The following is a 16,122-nucleotide window of genomic DNA, read 5'->3' as shown; positions in this document are numbered from 1 at the left end:
GATCTCGACCTCGCCGAGACCCTGTCCTTGACCCCGGGGAGCGCTGCCGTGGGACGCAGCGCAGTACGGCCATTCCACCGCGACGGCCAACGAGAAGTCATCACCCTGCCTGTAGCATCACGCCCGTGAGCGCGCCGTGCGTCTCGATCAAGCGACTGGTCGAGAACTCGCTCGCAGCCATGCTTGCTGCCATCGAGGTCTACAACAAGCCCCAGATGACCTACCGCGACGGGGTCACCGTGACGCTCGTTGTGAACGCCTGGGAGTTGGCGCTCAAGGCAACCCTGCGACAAAACAGGCAGTCGACCTTCTACCCGAAGAATCCTGGCCAGCGGTACCTTTCGGTCGGAATCGACGACGCGCTCAGGCGGGTCAACGCCGGAAACCTCTGGCCGGCTGACGTTGATGGCGTTGCGGCAACTGCAAACATCAAAGCCCTCACGGAGTACCGCGATCGGGCGATCCATCTGGGAGCAGTCCCTCCCGCTGACGCTCAGCGCTGTCGGACCAGTGTGATCTGCTAGCTCTGAGTCCGTTCGATGGGAAGGTCACCGGTGCCGAATCAGTCAGATGCAACGCGGTCTAGCTCGCCGTATCGTGCGGTGGGCCCCAACAACGAGACACGAACCATCCCCGATCGGGTCGCGCTGCGCGTGTGGGTCGCCGCCGGTGGCCGGTGTGCGATGTGCAACAAGCGACTGCTCGACGATCAGTACACCGGCGCCGAGGTCGCCGTCGGCCAGCTTGCCCACATCGTCGGTTGGTCCACCAGCCCCGGTTCGCCGCGAGGAAATGCGCCGCTGCCGGGCGAGGAACGCAACACCGCAGACAACCTGATGTTGCTCTGCTACGACCAGCACCGTGTCATCGACAACGCCACTATGTGGGACGTATACGACGTCGACATGTTGCGTCGCATCAAGCGTGAGCACGAGCACAGGATCCGCCAGCTAACCGCGCTGCGTGATGAGGATCGGACGACCGTCCTACGCGTTGTTGGTGCGATCCGGGGCGCAGGTGTGACCGTCAATCCACAGACCGTGGCCGCCACCCTGTTGGCCGACTCCCGGTATCCCGACTACAGCCTGATTGGAATTGACGAACTCGAGGTGGATCTGCGGCACCTGCCCGGCGAGGCCGAGTCGGCTGAGGTGTACTGGTCGACCGGCGTGGCGATGATCCAGGAGCGGCTCCGATTGCTGCGTGCCCGAATCGACAGGGAGTCGGTCCGGCATATTTCGGTATTCGCGTTTGCTCGAATTCCCCTCCTGATCGCGCTCGGCGCCGAACTGGACGACACAACTCCGGCGCAGATCTACGCGAAACGACGCGGACATGGCGAGGGCTGGGGATGGGTGCCCGATGCTCTTACCGTCGACTTCGAGTACGTGACCCGCAGAGGAGGGACGGATCCGCACCAGGTCGCGGTGATGTTCTCGGTATCCGGAAGCATCGACATCGCTCGGCTTCCGGCGTCTGTCGACGCATCGACAACCGTGTACGAGGTGCGGCCAATCGGAGTCACACCGGGGCCCGAGATCATCAGCTCCCCGGGGTCGCTCGAGAACTTCACCCGCACATGGCGGGACCTGTTGTCGCACATAGAGGTCGACCACCCAGGCATAGAGGAGATCGACGTCCTTCCTGCGGTACCTGTCACCGCAGCGGTGACAATCGGACGGACTCCGATGAGGAACGTCCATCCAACTCTTCGGGTGCACGACCGGGTGTCGGACGGTGGCTACAACTTCACCCTGGCGGTCACACCATGAAACTCCACGCCTACTTCAAGCACTTTCTCGAGAACACCGTCAACCTCGACGACTCGCGCATCGAGACGCTCAACAAGCGAGTCGATGCGATCTCGTCATTCCTGCGGGACCACGAGGTCTTCGGTGAGTTCTTTCTCGACGTCGTCGCACAGGGGTCGTTCGCGCAGCGGACGATCATCAAGCCAGTCGGGTCGCGCGAGTACGACGCGGATGTGCTTCTGTCGCTGAAGGAGCACCCGGACTGGACCCCAGCGCAGTACACGCAGGAGCTCTACAAGGCGTTCGACGGCAGCGGTCGGTACAAGGGGATGGCCCATCGGCGTACGCGGTGCGTGTACATCGACTACGCCGACCCCTTCCACATCGACGTCATTCCCTACGTCGAGTCGCGAATGGACATCACCAACAACAAGACCAACGACTGGGAGCACTCTGACCCGGAGAGCTTCACCGCATGGCTCGAAGGCAAGACCCGTATCACCGGTGGACGCCTGCCGACCGTCCTGCGCCTCCTCAAATACCTGCGTGACAGCAAGACGACCTTCTCAGTGAAGTCAGTGCTCCTGACAATCCTCGTCGGGGAGCGCATCGAGTCCTGGCGCACCGACGTCGACGCCGGTCACTACGGGGACATTCCGACTGCGCTGGTCAACATCGTCAAGGACCTGGACCAGTATCTGCAGGCGAACCACTTCATGCCAGCCATCTGGGATCCAGCAGGGACGGGCCAGGACTTCAGTGGGCGATGGGACCAGGACGGGTACGCAAACTTCCGCCGGCAGATTCACCACTACGCCGGCAAGATCCGCGAGGCATACGACGAGCCCGACAAGGCCACGAGCCTCGTGGCGTGGCAGGCGATCTTCGGTACCCGTTTCCAGGCGCCACCAGCGGCGGACACCGTCACAGGGAGTGCGGCTCGCGAGGACACGGGTGAGCAGTTCATTGACACCACCCTGCGCATCCCGGTGCGGATTTCAGCGTCGGTCCGCCTCGTCGGGCGGGTACGGCGTGCGGGTGTACTGAGACCGTACGATCTGCCCAAACGTGGCGATCGGGTCGGCAAGGGCCGCTACATCGACTTCCGACTCGACGTCTGCACGGTGCCGGAGCCCTACCAGGTGTACTGGAAGGTCAAGAACACCGGCGCCGAGGCCAGACGACGCAATCAGCTGCGCGGACAGGTTAGGCGCGGGGAATCGAGCATGTACGAGCACACCGAATACATCGGCGGCCACTACGTGGAGGTCTATATCGTCAAGGACGGAGTCTGCGTCGCTCGAGACCGCCAGCAGGTCATCGTCCAGCCGGGTATGGGCGGGTAGCTGGCGGAACTGGTAACCCGGCATAGGTCGGATTACCGGTGCCGGACTCCAGCGGCCTGCGGGGCGGGCTCTAGCGAGGAAAAGTGATAGAGCCCCGTGGAGTGGTGTGAACCGTTGACGCGAAGCTCTGCACGCTGGGCCAGCGTGATGGTTGGCTACCGCCGACGGGGTCCGTACGTGCTCCAACCTTTCATGTGCGGTTCGAGGTCTTCGTGGCTGCAGGACGTTACCTGCATGATGCGTAACGGCCCGTTGAGCGGATCGGTAGCTTCGGCGTGTTGGCGGATCCAGTTGGCCCATTCGTGTGCGGCCTCGGCGTCGAAGCCTGTGGATCGAGCGGTGACGGCATCGATCTCGTCGGCGTACTCCCGCATGGCTGCCACAGAGTCGCGTCGCGCCAGTTCGTCGCGAAGCTTCTCGGCATTGCGTTGCTGGGTGAGCGCAGTAAACGCCTCCTTCCTGACCTCTTGCCAGCGGACCTCGCGGATTTCCGTGCGGCGTGCCTCCTCTTCTCGTGCCCAGTGAGCTTGTGCCTCGGATATCTCGAGGCGTTGGATGAAGGTGGGAATCTGCTCTTCGAGAGTGGTTTCGCCGGTGTCACGCAGGCTCAGGATCGACTGTCGGTCCCACTGCTTGGTGAGAGTCAGTTCGAGCCTGCCGGAGGCTAGGAAGCCCTTGTTCGCGGTCGTGGTCTGGACTCGGGTGTAGTACTCGGTGCCGGTGGTGAAGGCGAAACCAGTCCTGCCGCGTTGGTCGAGTTCACGAACGGTAACGGCCACCTCGGACGAGGGCAGACTGAGCGCGAGATCGGGGCTTACCTCGCTGTGACCCCTGTAGGCGTTGTGAGGCCGGGAGACCTTCCACCCCATCTCGGTCGCCGCAGACACGATTGCCTGCAGGAGCCTGGCTGTGCGCGAGATCTGCTTTTTGGACACATATGCGCGCTTGTCCTGGAATGTGACCACTGCCGGATGGGGGTCACGCAGTTGTCGGGTGACCTTGAAGTCCCTCAGGGGTGTCAGCGTCGTGAAATCTGGCTCGAGGTAGGCGGTGACGCCGAGGGTTGGGTCCATCCGGGTCGGCTCATGTGTAAGTCGCTGGCCTACGGGCAGCAGTCCTTCTCTGGCCAGTAAGCCCTCAATCTGCTCGATGCCATGGACGTTGATGTCAGCCCCGAGTTCGAGTCGTCCGCCCGCGGCTACGACGGCATCCAATACCTCGATCGCGCGTGCCTGGAGTAACTGCCGTTCACGTTCTTGCTCGGCTCGGGCTTGCGCTTCCTTTCGTTCACGCTGACGCTCGGCCTCGACGCGTTTGGTCTGCTCTTGCAGAACTCGCGTGCCCTGGGGGGTGATCTTCGCGGTCCAGGTCTTGCTCCTTCCCACTACCTGTATCAGTCCTCGGTTGTGCAGGCCGCGTGCCGATACACGGTGTGAGGTCCCGTCGTACACGCCATCGGCGCATCCGTCGGCGACCCATTTCAGCAGGTCGTGCTGCGCCACGGTCAGATGGTCGGGTGAACGTCCCATCAGGTCTCCCAGTTCTTCGCGCTGCTTGGAGGGACTTCCTCCGGTCCTAGTTGACATCTTGACCCCTTCTGGTGAAGGCGCAGCCCAGCGCGTCACTTCGCCGGGCACGCGTGAGCGGGACCGTGCGATACGTGATGTGGCTGCGCGGTCACCAGTGCTGGGGGCGGAGCGAAGGTCATCCGGCTGCTCCTCCCAGCGACCGCGTGCACGGAGGAGAAGGACGATGGTCGAGGTCGGCTGTCGGACCCGGCTTCTACACTGCGCCCCATGCTTCCTGGCCTGACGACCCTGATCGCGACGATGCGGTTCGAGCATCCCTGGCTGGAGGACGAGTTCGTCGAGGAGTCTCGACGCATCGGTCGCTCCGAGCAAGGGAAGAAGCACCACCACGTTCCGCAGATGTACTTGCGGCGGTGGGCGGTGGACGGGAAGGTACAGCCGACTCAGGTTGATTCCCAGCAGGCCCACCGGCCGCAGCCTCCGAAGGAGGTTGCGTACCAGAACAACTTCTACAGTCTGCCCGAGGTCGACGGCACGATGGACCTGCCGCTGAAGTGGATCGAAACCCATCTCGCGCGAATCGAATCCGAATGTGCATGCCACCTGGACGCACTCACCGCATGGGGCGCCGGCGTGGTGTCCGATGTTGCGCTGAAACGGGATCTGTCGGTGTTCCTGGGGCTGCAGATCACCCGGACGGTCGGCAATCGGCAGCGGGCGATTCCACTGGTCGAGGGGCCGGACTCTGCCAAGCGTCTGTTCTTGAGGAAGGCGAACCCGCAGTGGAGCCCGGCGCAGATCGAGGAGTCGATGAATCGCCGGCAGGACCATCCGAAGCACGAGGCGCTCGACCTGATGATCAAGGATGTGCGCAACGTCGTCGCGGACGCCTTGTACCAGCGAGAATGGGCGGTCTATCGGACTGCATCTCCACTCGTCGCCAGTGATGACCCGGTGGTCTTCCTTGCCGGACCACCGCTGCCTCGGTCGGCCTTTGTTGGTGCGATGGGCAGCGCCGTAGTGCTGTATCCAGTCGGACCACACTGCCTCCTCGTCATGCTCCGGCCGGGGCTTCGTCATCGGGGCCCGTACAGGCTTGACGCAGCCGAGACCCTGAGCATCAACACCGAAATCGTTGCAGCAGCAACCAAGACGGCGTTCGAGCGCCCCGGCGACGACATTGCCGTGAACATCGCTGTGCCCCCACGCCCAGTAGTGACCGAACTCGACGACGAGCAGGCTCGCAACCTAGGAGACTCAGAGGCACTGCAGCACCTTCTGCAGTCGGCCACCCCGCGTACACGGTGGACTGCGGACGCCAAAGCCGCCCCTGACTGGCCTGTCTCACGGTGGTACGCCGGCTAGGACCCCACGTGTGGGAGCGGAACTGCCCCGCTCTGGCTGACTAACCAACTGAACTGGGCAGTTCCCTCCGCTGCGGATCAGAGTCGGTCAAGGGCGGACAAGAGGGCGTGCTCGATGGTGTAAGAGGTGGCCCCCTTCGCGACGAGAGTCAGGCCCGAGTCGAGAAGTGTTACGACAGGACCCCATTCGCCCGTGGCGATGAAATCCATCGTGAGCACCGCATGCAGCCCGCGGGCGGCGGCCGACTCGGCGACATCGACGAGCAGTTGCCGAATCGTCGGCATCGACTCGAACGACAGCGCACGCGATACAGGCACACCACGTGCGTCGAGGTCTACGCCGATTCGCGCGGCCACGTCACCCCTACGGTTCGGAGGAAGCGTCCCCGGCAGCAAGGTGCGGTAGTCGGCGAGCAGGCTCGCCTCGATGCCGGTGGCGACGTGCTCGGCTGTCGGCATGAGCGCAGACCAGCCGAGACCGGATCCCATCGCATTCTGTTCCAGCGCTGCGTCCAACGGCGGGTCCTTCTCGACTCGCCCGTCCTCGACGATGGCACGGAACGCGGCGATGCCGGCGGCCCACCGGGGGATCTCCAATTCGTGAAAGCGGTTGTTTCGCACGATGATTCGCTGTGGGTCGAGGCCCGCAGCGGTGAGCGCCTGATCGATGATGGTCTTCGAGTCGACGCTCCAACGGACGACCACTTCATGGGGCCCGAAACTGCACCGCGCAGTGACGGGGATCCGGTGGGCCAGGGCCGCTGGCTGGCCGTCGATCACGATGGGGGCGCCGCCCGCGATGGTGATGGTTGTCGGGATAGGCCCGGTCAGCACACCCGTGCCGTCGCAGTCGTAGCAGTGACGGTGGTAGTGGCCGGTGCCGGCGCAGGTCGAGCAGTCCTGGTTCGGCTCGTACGTACCCGCCGGTTCAGCGGTCGCCGCGTCGAGGTCGATGATCCTCGGCGGTCCGAGATGTATGCACATGCATTCGCCCAGAATCTGTCCGGTCCCGGCGCAGTCGGTGCACGCACGTTCGGTCAGTGGCGGACGGGACTGCCCCGGTTTGGTTGACTCGTGGGGTTGTATAGCTCAGCTCGCGGAGCAGACAGGGTCCATTGCAGGGTCCGGTGCCGCTATTGCGATTTGCGTGCTCCTCGCCGTCCGTCAACGGGAAACGGCCGATTATTGGAAGGCCGATCGTCAGGAACCAGTCGAGGCCGGCAGGGGAGGTGAGAATCCATCCGGCCACAGGGTTGAGGCTGAATAGCGAATATCGGTCAGGTCCGCGTGCGTCAGGTTGGCGTCGTCGAGCGTCGCGCCGGTCAGGTCCGCGCCGGTCAGGTCCGCACTGGTCAGGTCCGCGCCGGTCAGGTCCGCGAGCTTCAGGTTCGCGCTGGCGAGCGTCGCGCCGGTCAGGTTCGCGCCGGACAGCGTCGCGCGGGACAGCGTCGCGCGGGACAAGTCCGCGCTGAACAGAATCGCACTGGTCAGTGTCGCGCCGGTCAGCCTTGCGCCGGTCAGCCTTGCGCCGGTCAGGTCCGCGCCGGTCAACCTCGCGCCGGCCAACCTAGCGTCGGTCAAGGTCGCGGAGGACAGCTTCGCGTCAATCAGGTTCGCAGCGCGCATGTTCGCGCCGATCAGCTTCGCGCCGAACAGGTTCGTGTCAACCAGGGTCGCGCGGAACAGCGTCGCGCCGGTCAGGTCCGCGCCGGACATATCCGCATGGGACATGTCCGCGTGCGTCAGCTTCGCGCCGGACAGGTCCGCGGCGGGCAGCCTCGCGGAGGTCAGAATCGCGGCGTAGAGGTCCGCGCGGGACAGCGTCGCGCGGGAAAGGTCCGCACGGGAAAGGTCCGCCGAGTTGAGAGAGAGCGCACCAGCTGGCCAGCATTTTTCGGGGCTGGCTGTTTTTCTCGCGCGGCGACGGATGACATTGATGACCGCAGCGCGGACTTCCCGCTCCTGACGGTCCGGGGCCGGTTGTGGCGGGTTGGGGGTCAATCGGGGGGACTTTCGGCCGGCGATGGTCCGTTGAGGAAGTGGGCCTGGCCCAGGCGGGGTGGGCACGCTGGATGGGGCACGGTCTGTCCGAAGGTATGCGCACAGGAGGTCGATGCAGACCTGGCGCTCGGCATCGTTTCCGTAGATGTGCCAGTCGTCGGCGAGGGAGGCGAGAGCGTAGATTCCTGCCTGTCGGATCGCAGGAGAGTCGTGTCCGAGCTGTTCTGCGCAAGTGGTGTAGCGGCTACGCAGTTCCCCTGTCTTCTGGAGGACATGTGCTTCTTTCTGGAGCACGTGCGCTGCCTCGGTGGCGAGCTGCTTGCGATAGGCGAGGAAGGCTGCGCCGCCGAGGCCGATGATCCCGATCAAGGTGACCGTGGTGCGAGCGGCATCGAACCACTGAGATCCGTTGAGGTAGAAACCGTTCTCCCACACCGCTTTGCCAGCCTGCAAGCGCGCGAACACCAACAGCACCGTCAGCCCGACGCCGGTCGTGACTGCTGTTCCGAGCAAGACCCACGAGCGCAGCTGCCAGCGGGTCGCCTTCATCGAGGTCCTGTTCACAGGAGCATCTTCCTCGAACCGATTGCACGGTGTCCCTGGCGGGCGCCTGTGAGTCTCGCCGGTACCAGGGGCGTGCCCGCGATATGGCTACGGAGCGACCCACACGTAGCTCGATACCACGAGGGCGCTGGGAAGGGTCGAGATCACAACCATGTTGGCCCAAGTGCCGGCGGGAATGTCGATCCGGGTTGGGCCGCGGTCGACCGGCACCCGCAGGTGTACGTGAACGGTGAGATGCCGTTGATCGAGTCGGCCTGGACCGTCCGGCAGGCGGGGCTCGCACCGCAACTGGCCGTTGACTTGAAAACTTAAACACTGTATTACTTAAGTTCTTAAGCAGTGCTCGTGAAGGGGTGGGTCATGCACAAGATCGAGGTCGACGACGAAGTGTTCGCGCTGCTGCAGCAGTTGGCCGTGCCGTTTGTAGATACGCCCAACTCGGTTCTACGCAGGAAGCTGCTCGGGTCGAAGCAGGAGACGCCGCCGGATGGAGGCCCGTCGGACTCGACAGTTCCCCGTCCCGCCCCGAGGCTGCATAACCGGACCGGAGAGCTGATGCCGTTCATCACTTCCGGAAAGATCAAGCCGAACGACATCCTGATCTACATCAAGCGCAACGGTGAAAGCTTTCGCGGCACAGTGACCAACGACGGATGGATTCAGGTCAACGGAAACACCTACTTCTCCCCCTCCGGCGCGTTGAAGGCGTGCGTGGGACATGACGTAAACGGGTGGAAGACCTGGACTCACCAGCGCACCAATCAACTCCTGGACACGTTCAGGAAGTAGGGAACGTCCCCGCAGGTCCGGGGCGCAGCGGCACGTCGAGCCGAACACAAGCATCTTCTGTGTCACTGGCTAGGGGTGGTGACCTCACCGCCGAGGAACTAATCCGGAGCCGCCCCGTCCAGGGGTCGAGGAGTAGACGGGGGCTGCCCAGGTTTGGTTGACGAGCTTTTGGGCGCCGAGGGATTTCACCCTGCAGCGGCCGTGAGGCGTGCGGCGTGGGCGATCACCCGGTCGGGGCCGTGCGCGAGCACATCCTGCAGGGGGGTTGGTTCGTCCGTCGAACTCGGCGCTGGGGGTGGCCATCCACGCCGACAGGCTGACCGGGCCGCCGGGGAACACCTTCTGCAGCGCGTCCAGACCGGGGACGATGCCGGCAGCGTTGTCGGGGACGAACTGCCACGCCGGCAGTCGCCACTCGCGGCCACGCTTGATTCCGATCAGCTTGCCCTCGTCGATCTTCGCGGTGATCACCTGTTCCCGCACCCCGAGCAGGGCTGCCGCTTGCTTGCAGGTCAGGCCACTGTCCGCGAGGGCCTGGCGGGCAGCGTACTGGTCGTGGAGGTCTCCTATGACGGCCTCGAGAGCCTCGGCCTAGCTGGGAGCCGGGCCCCACGCTGCGGCGTCGAGATCGTCGTCGGTGGTCACGGCGGCTGCGACCCGCGCGACCTCATCGGGGTTGGCCTCGGCGAGCAGTTTGGTCAACGCGGGCAGCAGTGCGTCGGATCCGTTGTCGGGTGTCTGTGCCGGCGCCGGAGCCAGGGTGATCTTGTGGTTCGCGATCAACCGCTCAATCAGGCGGCCAGTCTGTTCGGGTGACAGATCGGCGGTGGCACGGACGGCGTCCGCGTCGTCCTCGGTGAGCTCGGCGACAAGATGCAGTTGCACGCGGCGGGCAGCCGGCCCCTCGTGGCCGGTGCCGCGCCTTGTTGTCGCAGCCATCGGATCTCCTCGTGCCAAGTTGTGAAAGCCACCCCTGCAGCAAGTCTATGCAGCGGACATTGGGTATCCGGGCGCAGTCAGCGCAGGTCATGAACTTTGGGGCTGCCCCGGTTTGGTGGCGAATCAACTGATCTGGGGGCAGTCCCCTGCGCCGCGAGCGGTCGTTGCTGTACGTGGCCGCGACGCGGGCGCGGGACGAACTGGTGGTGTACACGGGCGCAGAGTGACCTGCTGCCGGGCCCACGTGCCGTGCTGTCCTAGTAGGTCAGGTTCAGCGGCACCTCCGCACGGGCAATGTCGGTGTCCATGTCAGAGTGGCATGGCATATTGCGGCAGCACAGGTGAGTGCGCACATCGGCCGACAGGGAGGGATGGTTGCATGACCCCGGACGTGGTGTCACTCGAGGCTGCAGTCTGTACTGCGGTTGAACAGGGACGAGCGGAACTGTCCCGGTTGGATGACGTCGTCGACGGTCTCGTCAGTGCCTTCGCCGGGGTGGCGGCATGCCCGCAGCCGGTGTCGCCGTTGGTCGCAAAGCTCGACGATCTCGCTCGGGGTTTACCACGAGACCTTCGACGCCACCTCGACCGCGAGCGTGACTCGCTCGGATCGTTCAACATCGCGTTCTTCGGGCGGACCGGGGTCGGGAAGAGCACCCTGCTGTCGGCGTTCGGCCAGCTCGACGGCGAGTTCGTGTCGCCCGGTGTCAGCGACTGGACCACCGACGTCCACCGCGTTGAGTGGCGTGGCTGCCGGCTCTACGACACCCCAGGCATCAACGGGTGGGGTCGCACAGAGAGCCGCCACGATCTCGAGTCCAAGGCCCGCCGGGCCGTCGAGATCGCCGACATAGTGTTGCTGTGCTTCGACAACCAGAGCCAGCAGGCAATGGAGTTCGAGAAGATCGCCGCGTGGATCCGGGACCACGGGAAGCCGGTGGTGGCGGTGCTCAATGTTCGCAACCCACGCTGGCGGCATCCCGCCACGGTTCCCGAGACTCGTCGCAAGACCCTGTCCGAATCGGTTCGCCAGCACACGGACAACATCCGGACCGAGCTGGCGCAGATCGGCCTGCCGGACACCCCGGTCGTCGCGATCCACAGCAGGCGGGCATTGTTCGCGCGTGCCACGACACCGTTCCATGGGCCTGCCCAGAAGGAGTTTCTCCACGAACGTGATGCGTTCGGGGTCGAGTACCTCGCGCGCTGGTCCAACTTCGGGACCCTCGAGCAGTTGCTCGCAGCCTCCATCACGGAAGGTGGTGCGGAGCTTCGCCTGGCCGCGCTCCGCGAGGACATCCGCGGGCGGTATCAACGCACGGTCACCGATCTGGAAAGTCTCGCGGTCGATATCGAACGCGAAGCCGATGCACTCGAGCGCAACATCGAGTCGCTGTTCGCGGTGCTGGGTTACCCAGAGGGTGACGAGCGAGCGAAGTGGTTGTACGACGCCGACGAGGATCTCGTCGCCCTCTCCGAGGCATCGCGGGGCCGGCCGTACACCTCCAAGGCGCAGGGCAGTCTCTGCCGCTACGTCCGCTACATCACCTCGTCACACCTGGCGGTTTGCAGGCGCAACGCGCGCGCGGCGGCGGACGAGTTGATTCAGAGTGCCTTCGACGAGGGCAAGTCGATCGACGATTCTGAGTTCAAGGAGGCCGTTTTCGACGAGGACGCAGTCGCTGCCGTCGAACAGACGATCTGGGCGGACCGCGGCACGTTTCTGAAGCGCGAACTCAAGGTTGCGGTTGAGCACGATCACACCCACAGCCCATCCGCCAGCGCTCGCGCGGCCTCGATCCTCGGCGCAGAAGGCAATGGTGGGCTCGGCAAGGTGGTTCAGGGCGGAGGTATCGCTGTCGGACTCGGGGTCCTCGCCGTACCTGTCATCATGAACCTCTGGAACCCTGTCGGTTGGGCTGTTGGAGTGGCGGTCGTGGGCGTCGGAATTGCTGGTCAGGTGCAGCAGTTCTTCGGCAAGCGAATGAGTGATCAGGCAGACGAGCGAACACGCAAGGCGAGAGCCCAAGCGATCGCAGATACTAACCGTGCCGTCGACCAAACGTTCGACGATCGTGAAGACTTCGTCGTAGCTGCGAGTCGGGATGCGGGATGGGAGCTTCTGGCCGGCGGGGTTCGGGAATCGCTACGCGGTGCAATCGAATTGCGCGAGGCGTCCCGCAGGATCGAGCAACTGATCGGCAAGGTGCAAGCCGGAGCGAACTCGATCGAGGGCACACCCGCGGTGGCAGATGTCCTGCACCGGGCGCAGCGCCGATTGGCCGACACCCCCGCAGCGTTGACTGGAGCGCTGCTCGGGGAGGGCTGGCTCGCGACCGCGGAAACCGAACACAGACCGGCAGAGATCGATTCCGCCGTCCAAGCGATGTACATGGGGCGCCACGGCCACGACAAGAGCAGGCTGCAACGCGCAATCGCGGGTGCGTGGAACACACCACGCGTAGAGCGTATTCGTTCATGGCGGGAAGAGCTCGAGGACGCTGCCATGCGTGATCCGTCGATTCTCGAAGTTGCGCACGAATTTTCGCGGGTCTCTCGGATGAATCCGACACTGGTGGTCCTCGGTGACTACAACTCCGGCAAGTCGTCGCTGATCCGCCGAATCCTCGTCGAAAACGGTCAGCACACGAATGCGCCGCTCGACATCCGAGCTGTGCCAGCGACCGACGCCGCACACCGGCACGAGTTCCCTCGTTTCGACCTCGTGGACACCCCTGGGTTGCAGAGCGGGCATGCCGACCACGACGCGCAGGCGCTGGAGGCGGTCGTCGAGTCGGCACTCGTGTTCGTCGTCGTCCACATAAATCTGTTGGTCGGGAATACCAGCCTGCTGGAACTGATCGCACGTGGCTCGGACACCATTGCCGCCAAGGGTGGGCGGATGATTTTCCTCGTCAATCGATGTGACGAACTCGGCGTGGATCCGATTACCGCATCTGACGCGTACGTCAATATGCAGGACCGTAAGCGCGACGAGCTTCGGGCAGCCTTCTCCGGTCGATCCATCGAGATCGACAGTGACAGGATCCACTGCCTGTCGGGGGACCCGTTCGGCCTCATCGGAAGCGACGCGGCGGTTGAACCGCAGGACTTTGCAGAGAACAGGCTGTGGGACGGTGTCGCAGCACTGACGGAGACGATGGCAAACCTGCCCGACGTCCAGTTGGCCTCGGCAACTGTCGCCGCTGCATTCGACACTGCGGTCACCGGACTCATCCGGCACCGAGTGCGACTGCACCGGAAGAACGCCGCCGCGGCGGAGGAGTTGCGGGTCCTGGAACCGATCATTGCGGCTGTGCAGGCAGCACTTGATGACGCAACAGTCCTCGGCGCATCGCTCCGAGAGGAGGCCCGCCAGATCATTGACAGTCACGGGTCGAGCGCGAAAGCCAGGATCTACGAGATGGACCGAAACGACAGTGAGGCACTGGAGCAACTCGTCGTGTCCTGGTTCGAAGAACCAGAGCTCACGGACGCACTGAGCAGGTACCTCAAAGAAGCGAAGAGGAGCTTGGACGAGTGGCAGAGCGAGCACGTATCCGCGATTGATCGCGAGCGTCGAGAGGCGGACTTCCAGTTGTCCCATGGAATCGCCGAGGAGTTCCAGGTCGACGGCGGCGCCCTGTACGAGGACGTGGCAGAAGGCGCGGGCCAGGTGGCAGCAGCTGCAGCACCACTTGTGAAGGCCTTCGGGAACAGGGACGCCGTGTATGCGATCGGTAAACTGTTCAACCACAAGTTCAAGCCGTGGGGTGCAGTGAAAGGCGGGGCGAAGGTCGCCAAGGTTGCGAACGTACTCGCAGTTGTCGGCGCTGCGGTGGATGTGGCAGTGATGGCCAACGACGCCCGCAAGTCCAGTGAGCACAAGGATGCACAGGTCGCGGCGGCCCAAGCCGTTGACGAGTATTCAGCAGTTCTGATCGACACGATTGTGCAGGGCGATGACATCGACGGTCCGCTGAGCTACCTCGAACAGAGAAAAACGGAGCTCGAGTCGCTGCTTGCTGATCAACTGGGTCACGCGAGCGCAACGCGGCAGGCTGTCGATGAATTGGCCTCCCGGATGGAAGTTGTTGGTTCTCTGCTTGTCTCGGCAGGCGAGATGGTGGAAGCGCAAGGGAGTCAGGAGTGACCGTGGTTGATGTTGATGCTGTGCGGGACTGGCTGGAACGGCTTCCGGGTGGGTCGTTGGCCGAGCAGTATGCCAAGGAATGGGCGACGTTCGGGACGTCGGTCCGCCCGGTGGTGACACTGTTCGGCTCCTACGACGCGGGCAAGAGTTCCTTGCTGCGCAGATTGCTTGTCGACTCGGGAAGGGCGGTTCCAGATTGGCTCACCATCAGTGCCCGCCACGAAACCTTCGAAGTCAACGAGGTCGATACCGACGGCTACATCATCCGTGACACCCCGGGATTCGTTGTCGGCGCATCCGACGTTCGTGGTCAGAACAACTCGCAGCGCGCAATGTCGGCAGTGGGGCTCACCGACATCGGTATCGCGGTACTGACACCACAGTTGGCAACCGCCGAGCGGGATGTGCTTCAGAGAGTCGTGGCCGAGGGATGGCCGCCGGGATCGTTGTGGTTTGTCATCTCACGTTTCGACGAGGCCGGTGTGAACCCGGAGTACGACCTCGACGAGTACCGCGAGTTGAGTGCTCGGAAGGTGAGGGAGCTCCGCGAGGTATTCGAGTTGGGCGCAGACGTTCCGGTTTTCGTTGTCGCGCAGGATCCTTTCCAGACCGCGGGTCCTGACACCGACATCGATCGCGGGGAATGGGACGCCTACCGGGACTGGGACGGAATGCGAGATCTCACGGAGGCCGTTTACGCGATCTCCAGCGCATCCGTGGCTGAGCTACGAGGCGCAGCCGGTCGCCGGTACTGGGGCGCCGCCTTGGACGCTGTCCTCAACGAGCTACAAGGACAATTGGCGGAGTACCGGTCCAGTGCCGAGATCGCGGCTACCGGCACAGCGAGGCGTGACGGTTGGGAAGCCGAACTGGACGCCCTCGACCGCGCCGCCCGGGCCAGCCTCGCCGGCCTTGTCGAGGAGGTGGTACGGCAATCCGAGTTGGGCTCGTACACCGGGGACGTGCAGGGCGAGATCCGGCGGCAACTCGAACAGTGGTTCACGAAGCACGAGGCACGCCTCCAGCGGCTGACCCAGTCAATCACCAAGGCCGGCGGTCGTGAGCGAGCACGGCCGTCGTGGGAAGGCTTCGCTTCCCTCGTCGCATCAGTTGACGCGGAGCCGGAGCCCACTGTGAACGAGCCGAGGGAGCAGTTCGCTCCCCATATGGAACAGGTCGGCAAGATGCTGATCGGCGTTCTCAAGGCTGCGGACGGCCAGAGTTCAGGGTCTGCAAAAGTTCTGACGACCAAGGCTGCAGGTAGTGCCAAGGCTGTGGGTGGACTGACCCGACACATCGGGGTGGCAGAAGCCGCACTTCCTCTGGCGGTACACATCGCGAAATGGGTGGACGACCGCTCAGCAGATCGTGCCACGCAAGGCAACGGCATGCCGGTGGCGAGGGGAGACCTTCAACAGTTCGTCGATGACTGCACAGCGCGCGCAAACGCTATCTGGCAGCCATTCGTTGACGACGTAAGGGAGGTTGTCGATGTGGAAACCGCCAACCAGGTTGCTCTCCATGACAGCCTTAGCCGACTCGTCGGACAGATGCAGGATTCCATCGCGGAGGGCAAAAGCCTGACGTTGAAAGGAGCGGTGTCGGCGCAGGAGCATTAGCTCGTCGCCGGCGGGTGGCCATTCGGCCATTGGGCGGATATGGCCAACCGCCCAATGTAGGGTTGGG

The 16,122-nt window shown here is 64.0% G+C and carries 11 protein-coding genes; 7 read left to right on the top strand and 4 right to left on the bottom strand.

Going from position 1 to position 16,122, the window contains the following annotated elements:
• Window positions 1-125 precede the first annotated feature (125 nt).
• The 3 genes from FCG67_RS03840 (at window position 126) to FCG67_RS03830 (ending at window position 3,097) form a co-directional block, all read left to right on the top strand.
• Window positions 126-524 carry a DUF3644 domain-containing protein gene (locus tag FCG67_RS03840; protein ID WP_246044824.1) on the top strand — a complete coding sequence of 133 codons (399 nt, stop codon included), beginning with the start codon at window positions 126-128 and terminating at the stop codon, window positions 522-524.
• 315 nt (window positions 525-839) lie between these two features.
• A complete protein-coding gene (locus FCG67_RS03835; RefSeq protein WP_169310440.1) occupies window positions 840-1,772 on the top strand; it encodes an SAVED domain-containing protein in 933 nt (310 codons plus the stop codon).
• The gene (locus FCG67_RS03830; RefSeq protein WP_136907334.1) at window positions 1,769-3,097 is read left to right on the top strand and encodes an SMODS domain-containing nucleotidyltransferase; all 1,329 of its coding nucleotides are present in this window, start codon (window positions 1,769-1,771) and stop codon (window positions 3,095-3,097) included. Before FCG67_RS03835 ends, FCG67_RS03830 begins: the two co-directional genes overlap by 4 nt.
• 155 nt (window positions 3,098-3,252) lie before the next feature.
• Here FCG67_RS03830 and FCG67_RS03825 read toward each other — a convergent pair whose 3' ends face one another.
• Window positions 3,253-4,599 carry a hypothetical protein gene (locus FCG67_RS03825; protein ID WP_246044822.1) on the bottom strand — a complete coding sequence of 449 codons (1,347 nt, stop codon included), beginning with the start codon at window positions 4,597-4,599 and terminating at the stop codon, window positions 3,253-3,255.
• Window positions 4,600-4,893: 294 nt separating this feature from the next.
• On the opposite strand from FCG67_RS03825, the gene FCG67_RS03820 reads away from it, so the two are divergent.
• A complete protein-coding gene (locus tag FCG67_RS03820) occupies window positions 4,894-5,991 on the top strand; it encodes a DUF4238 domain-containing protein (RefSeq protein ID WP_136907332.1) in 1,098 nt (365 codons plus the stop codon).
• Window positions 5,992-6,068: 77 nt separating this feature from the next.
• Here the strand turns inward: FCG67_RS03820 and FCG67_RS03815 are convergent, their stop codons facing one another.
• Window positions 6,069-6,770, bottom strand: coding sequence for a hypothetical protein (locus tag FCG67_RS03815; protein ID WP_169310439.1), 702 nt, complete (start codon window positions 6,768-6,770; stop codon window positions 6,069-6,071).
• 420 nt (window positions 6,771-7,190) lie between these two features.
• The gene (locus FCG67_RS03810; RefSeq protein WP_136907328.1) at window positions 7,191-8,540 is read right to left on the bottom strand and encodes a pentapeptide repeat-containing protein; all 1,350 of its coding nucleotides are present in this window, start codon (window positions 8,538-8,540) and stop codon (window positions 7,191-7,193) included.
• A 375-nt stretch (window positions 8,541-8,915) separates the two neighbouring features.
• Between FCG67_RS03810 and FCG67_RS03805 the strand changes: the two genes are divergently transcribed.
• Window positions 8,916-9,344, top strand: a complete 429-nt coding sequence (locus FCG67_RS03805; protein ID WP_136907326.1) for a restriction system modified-DNA reader domain-containing protein — start codon at window positions 8,916-8,918, stop codon at window positions 9,342-9,344.
• 591 nt (window positions 9,345-9,935) lie between these two features.
• On the opposite strand, the gene FCG67_RS03800 is transcribed toward FCG67_RS03805, so the two are convergent.
• Window positions 9,936-10,283: a Rossmann-fold NAD(P)-binding domain-containing protein gene (locus FCG67_RS03800; RefSeq protein ID WP_136907324.1), complete on the bottom strand. Its 348-nt coding sequence runs from the start codon at window positions 10,281-10,283 to the stop codon at window positions 9,936-9,938.
• A gap of 379 nt (window positions 10,284-10,662) precedes the next feature.
• Here FCG67_RS03800 and FCG67_RS03795 point away from each other — a divergent pair, with 379 nt between their 5' ends.
• Window positions 10,663-14,436 carry a GTPase gene (locus FCG67_RS03795; RefSeq protein WP_169310438.1) on the top strand — a complete coding sequence of 1,258 codons (3,774 nt, stop codon included), beginning with the start codon at window positions 10,663-10,665 and terminating at the stop codon, window positions 14,434-14,436.
• Window positions 14,433-16,055, top strand: coding sequence for a GTPase domain-containing protein (locus tag FCG67_RS03790; RefSeq protein ID WP_246044820.1), 1,623 nt, complete (start codon window positions 14,433-14,435; stop codon window positions 16,053-16,055). Before FCG67_RS03795 ends, FCG67_RS03790 begins: the two co-directional genes overlap by 4 nt.
• Window positions 16,056-16,122: the final 67 nt, after the last annotated feature.

This window comes from Rhodococcus oryzae, from assembly GCF_005049235.1.
Classification (GTDB): Bacteria; Actinomycetota; Actinomycetes; order Mycobacteriales; family Mycobacteriaceae; genus Rhodococcus_G; species Rhodococcus_G oryzae.
Note: the sequence above shows the minus strand (reverse complement) of the source record. Positions and strands in the feature narration are given on the sequence as shown.

Coding starts and splice junctions, on each gene's coding strand:
- FCG67_RS03830 (WP_136907334.1), top strand. CDS start 1,769: ATGAAACTCCACGCCTACTTCAAGCACTTTCTCGAGAACACCGTCAAC.
- FCG67_RS03820 (WP_136907332.1), top strand. CDS start 4,894: ATGCTTCCTGGCCTGACGACCCTGATCGCGACGATGCGGTTCGAGCAT.
- FCG67_RS03810 (WP_136907328.1), bottom strand. CDS start 8,540: ATGAAGGCGACCCGCTGGCAGCTGCGCTCGTGGGTCTTGCTCGGAACA.
- FCG67_RS03805 (WP_136907326.1), top strand. CDS start 8,916: ATGCACAAGATCGAGGTCGACGACGAAGTGTTCGCGCTGCTGCAGCAG.
- FCG67_RS03800 (WP_136907324.1), bottom strand. CDS start 10,283: ATGGCTGCGACAACAAGGCGCGGCACCGGCCACGAGGGGCCGGCTGCC.
- FCG67_RS03795 (WP_169310438.1), top strand. CDS start 10,663: ATGACCCCGGACGTGGTGTCACTCGAGGCTGCAGTCTGTACTGCGGTT.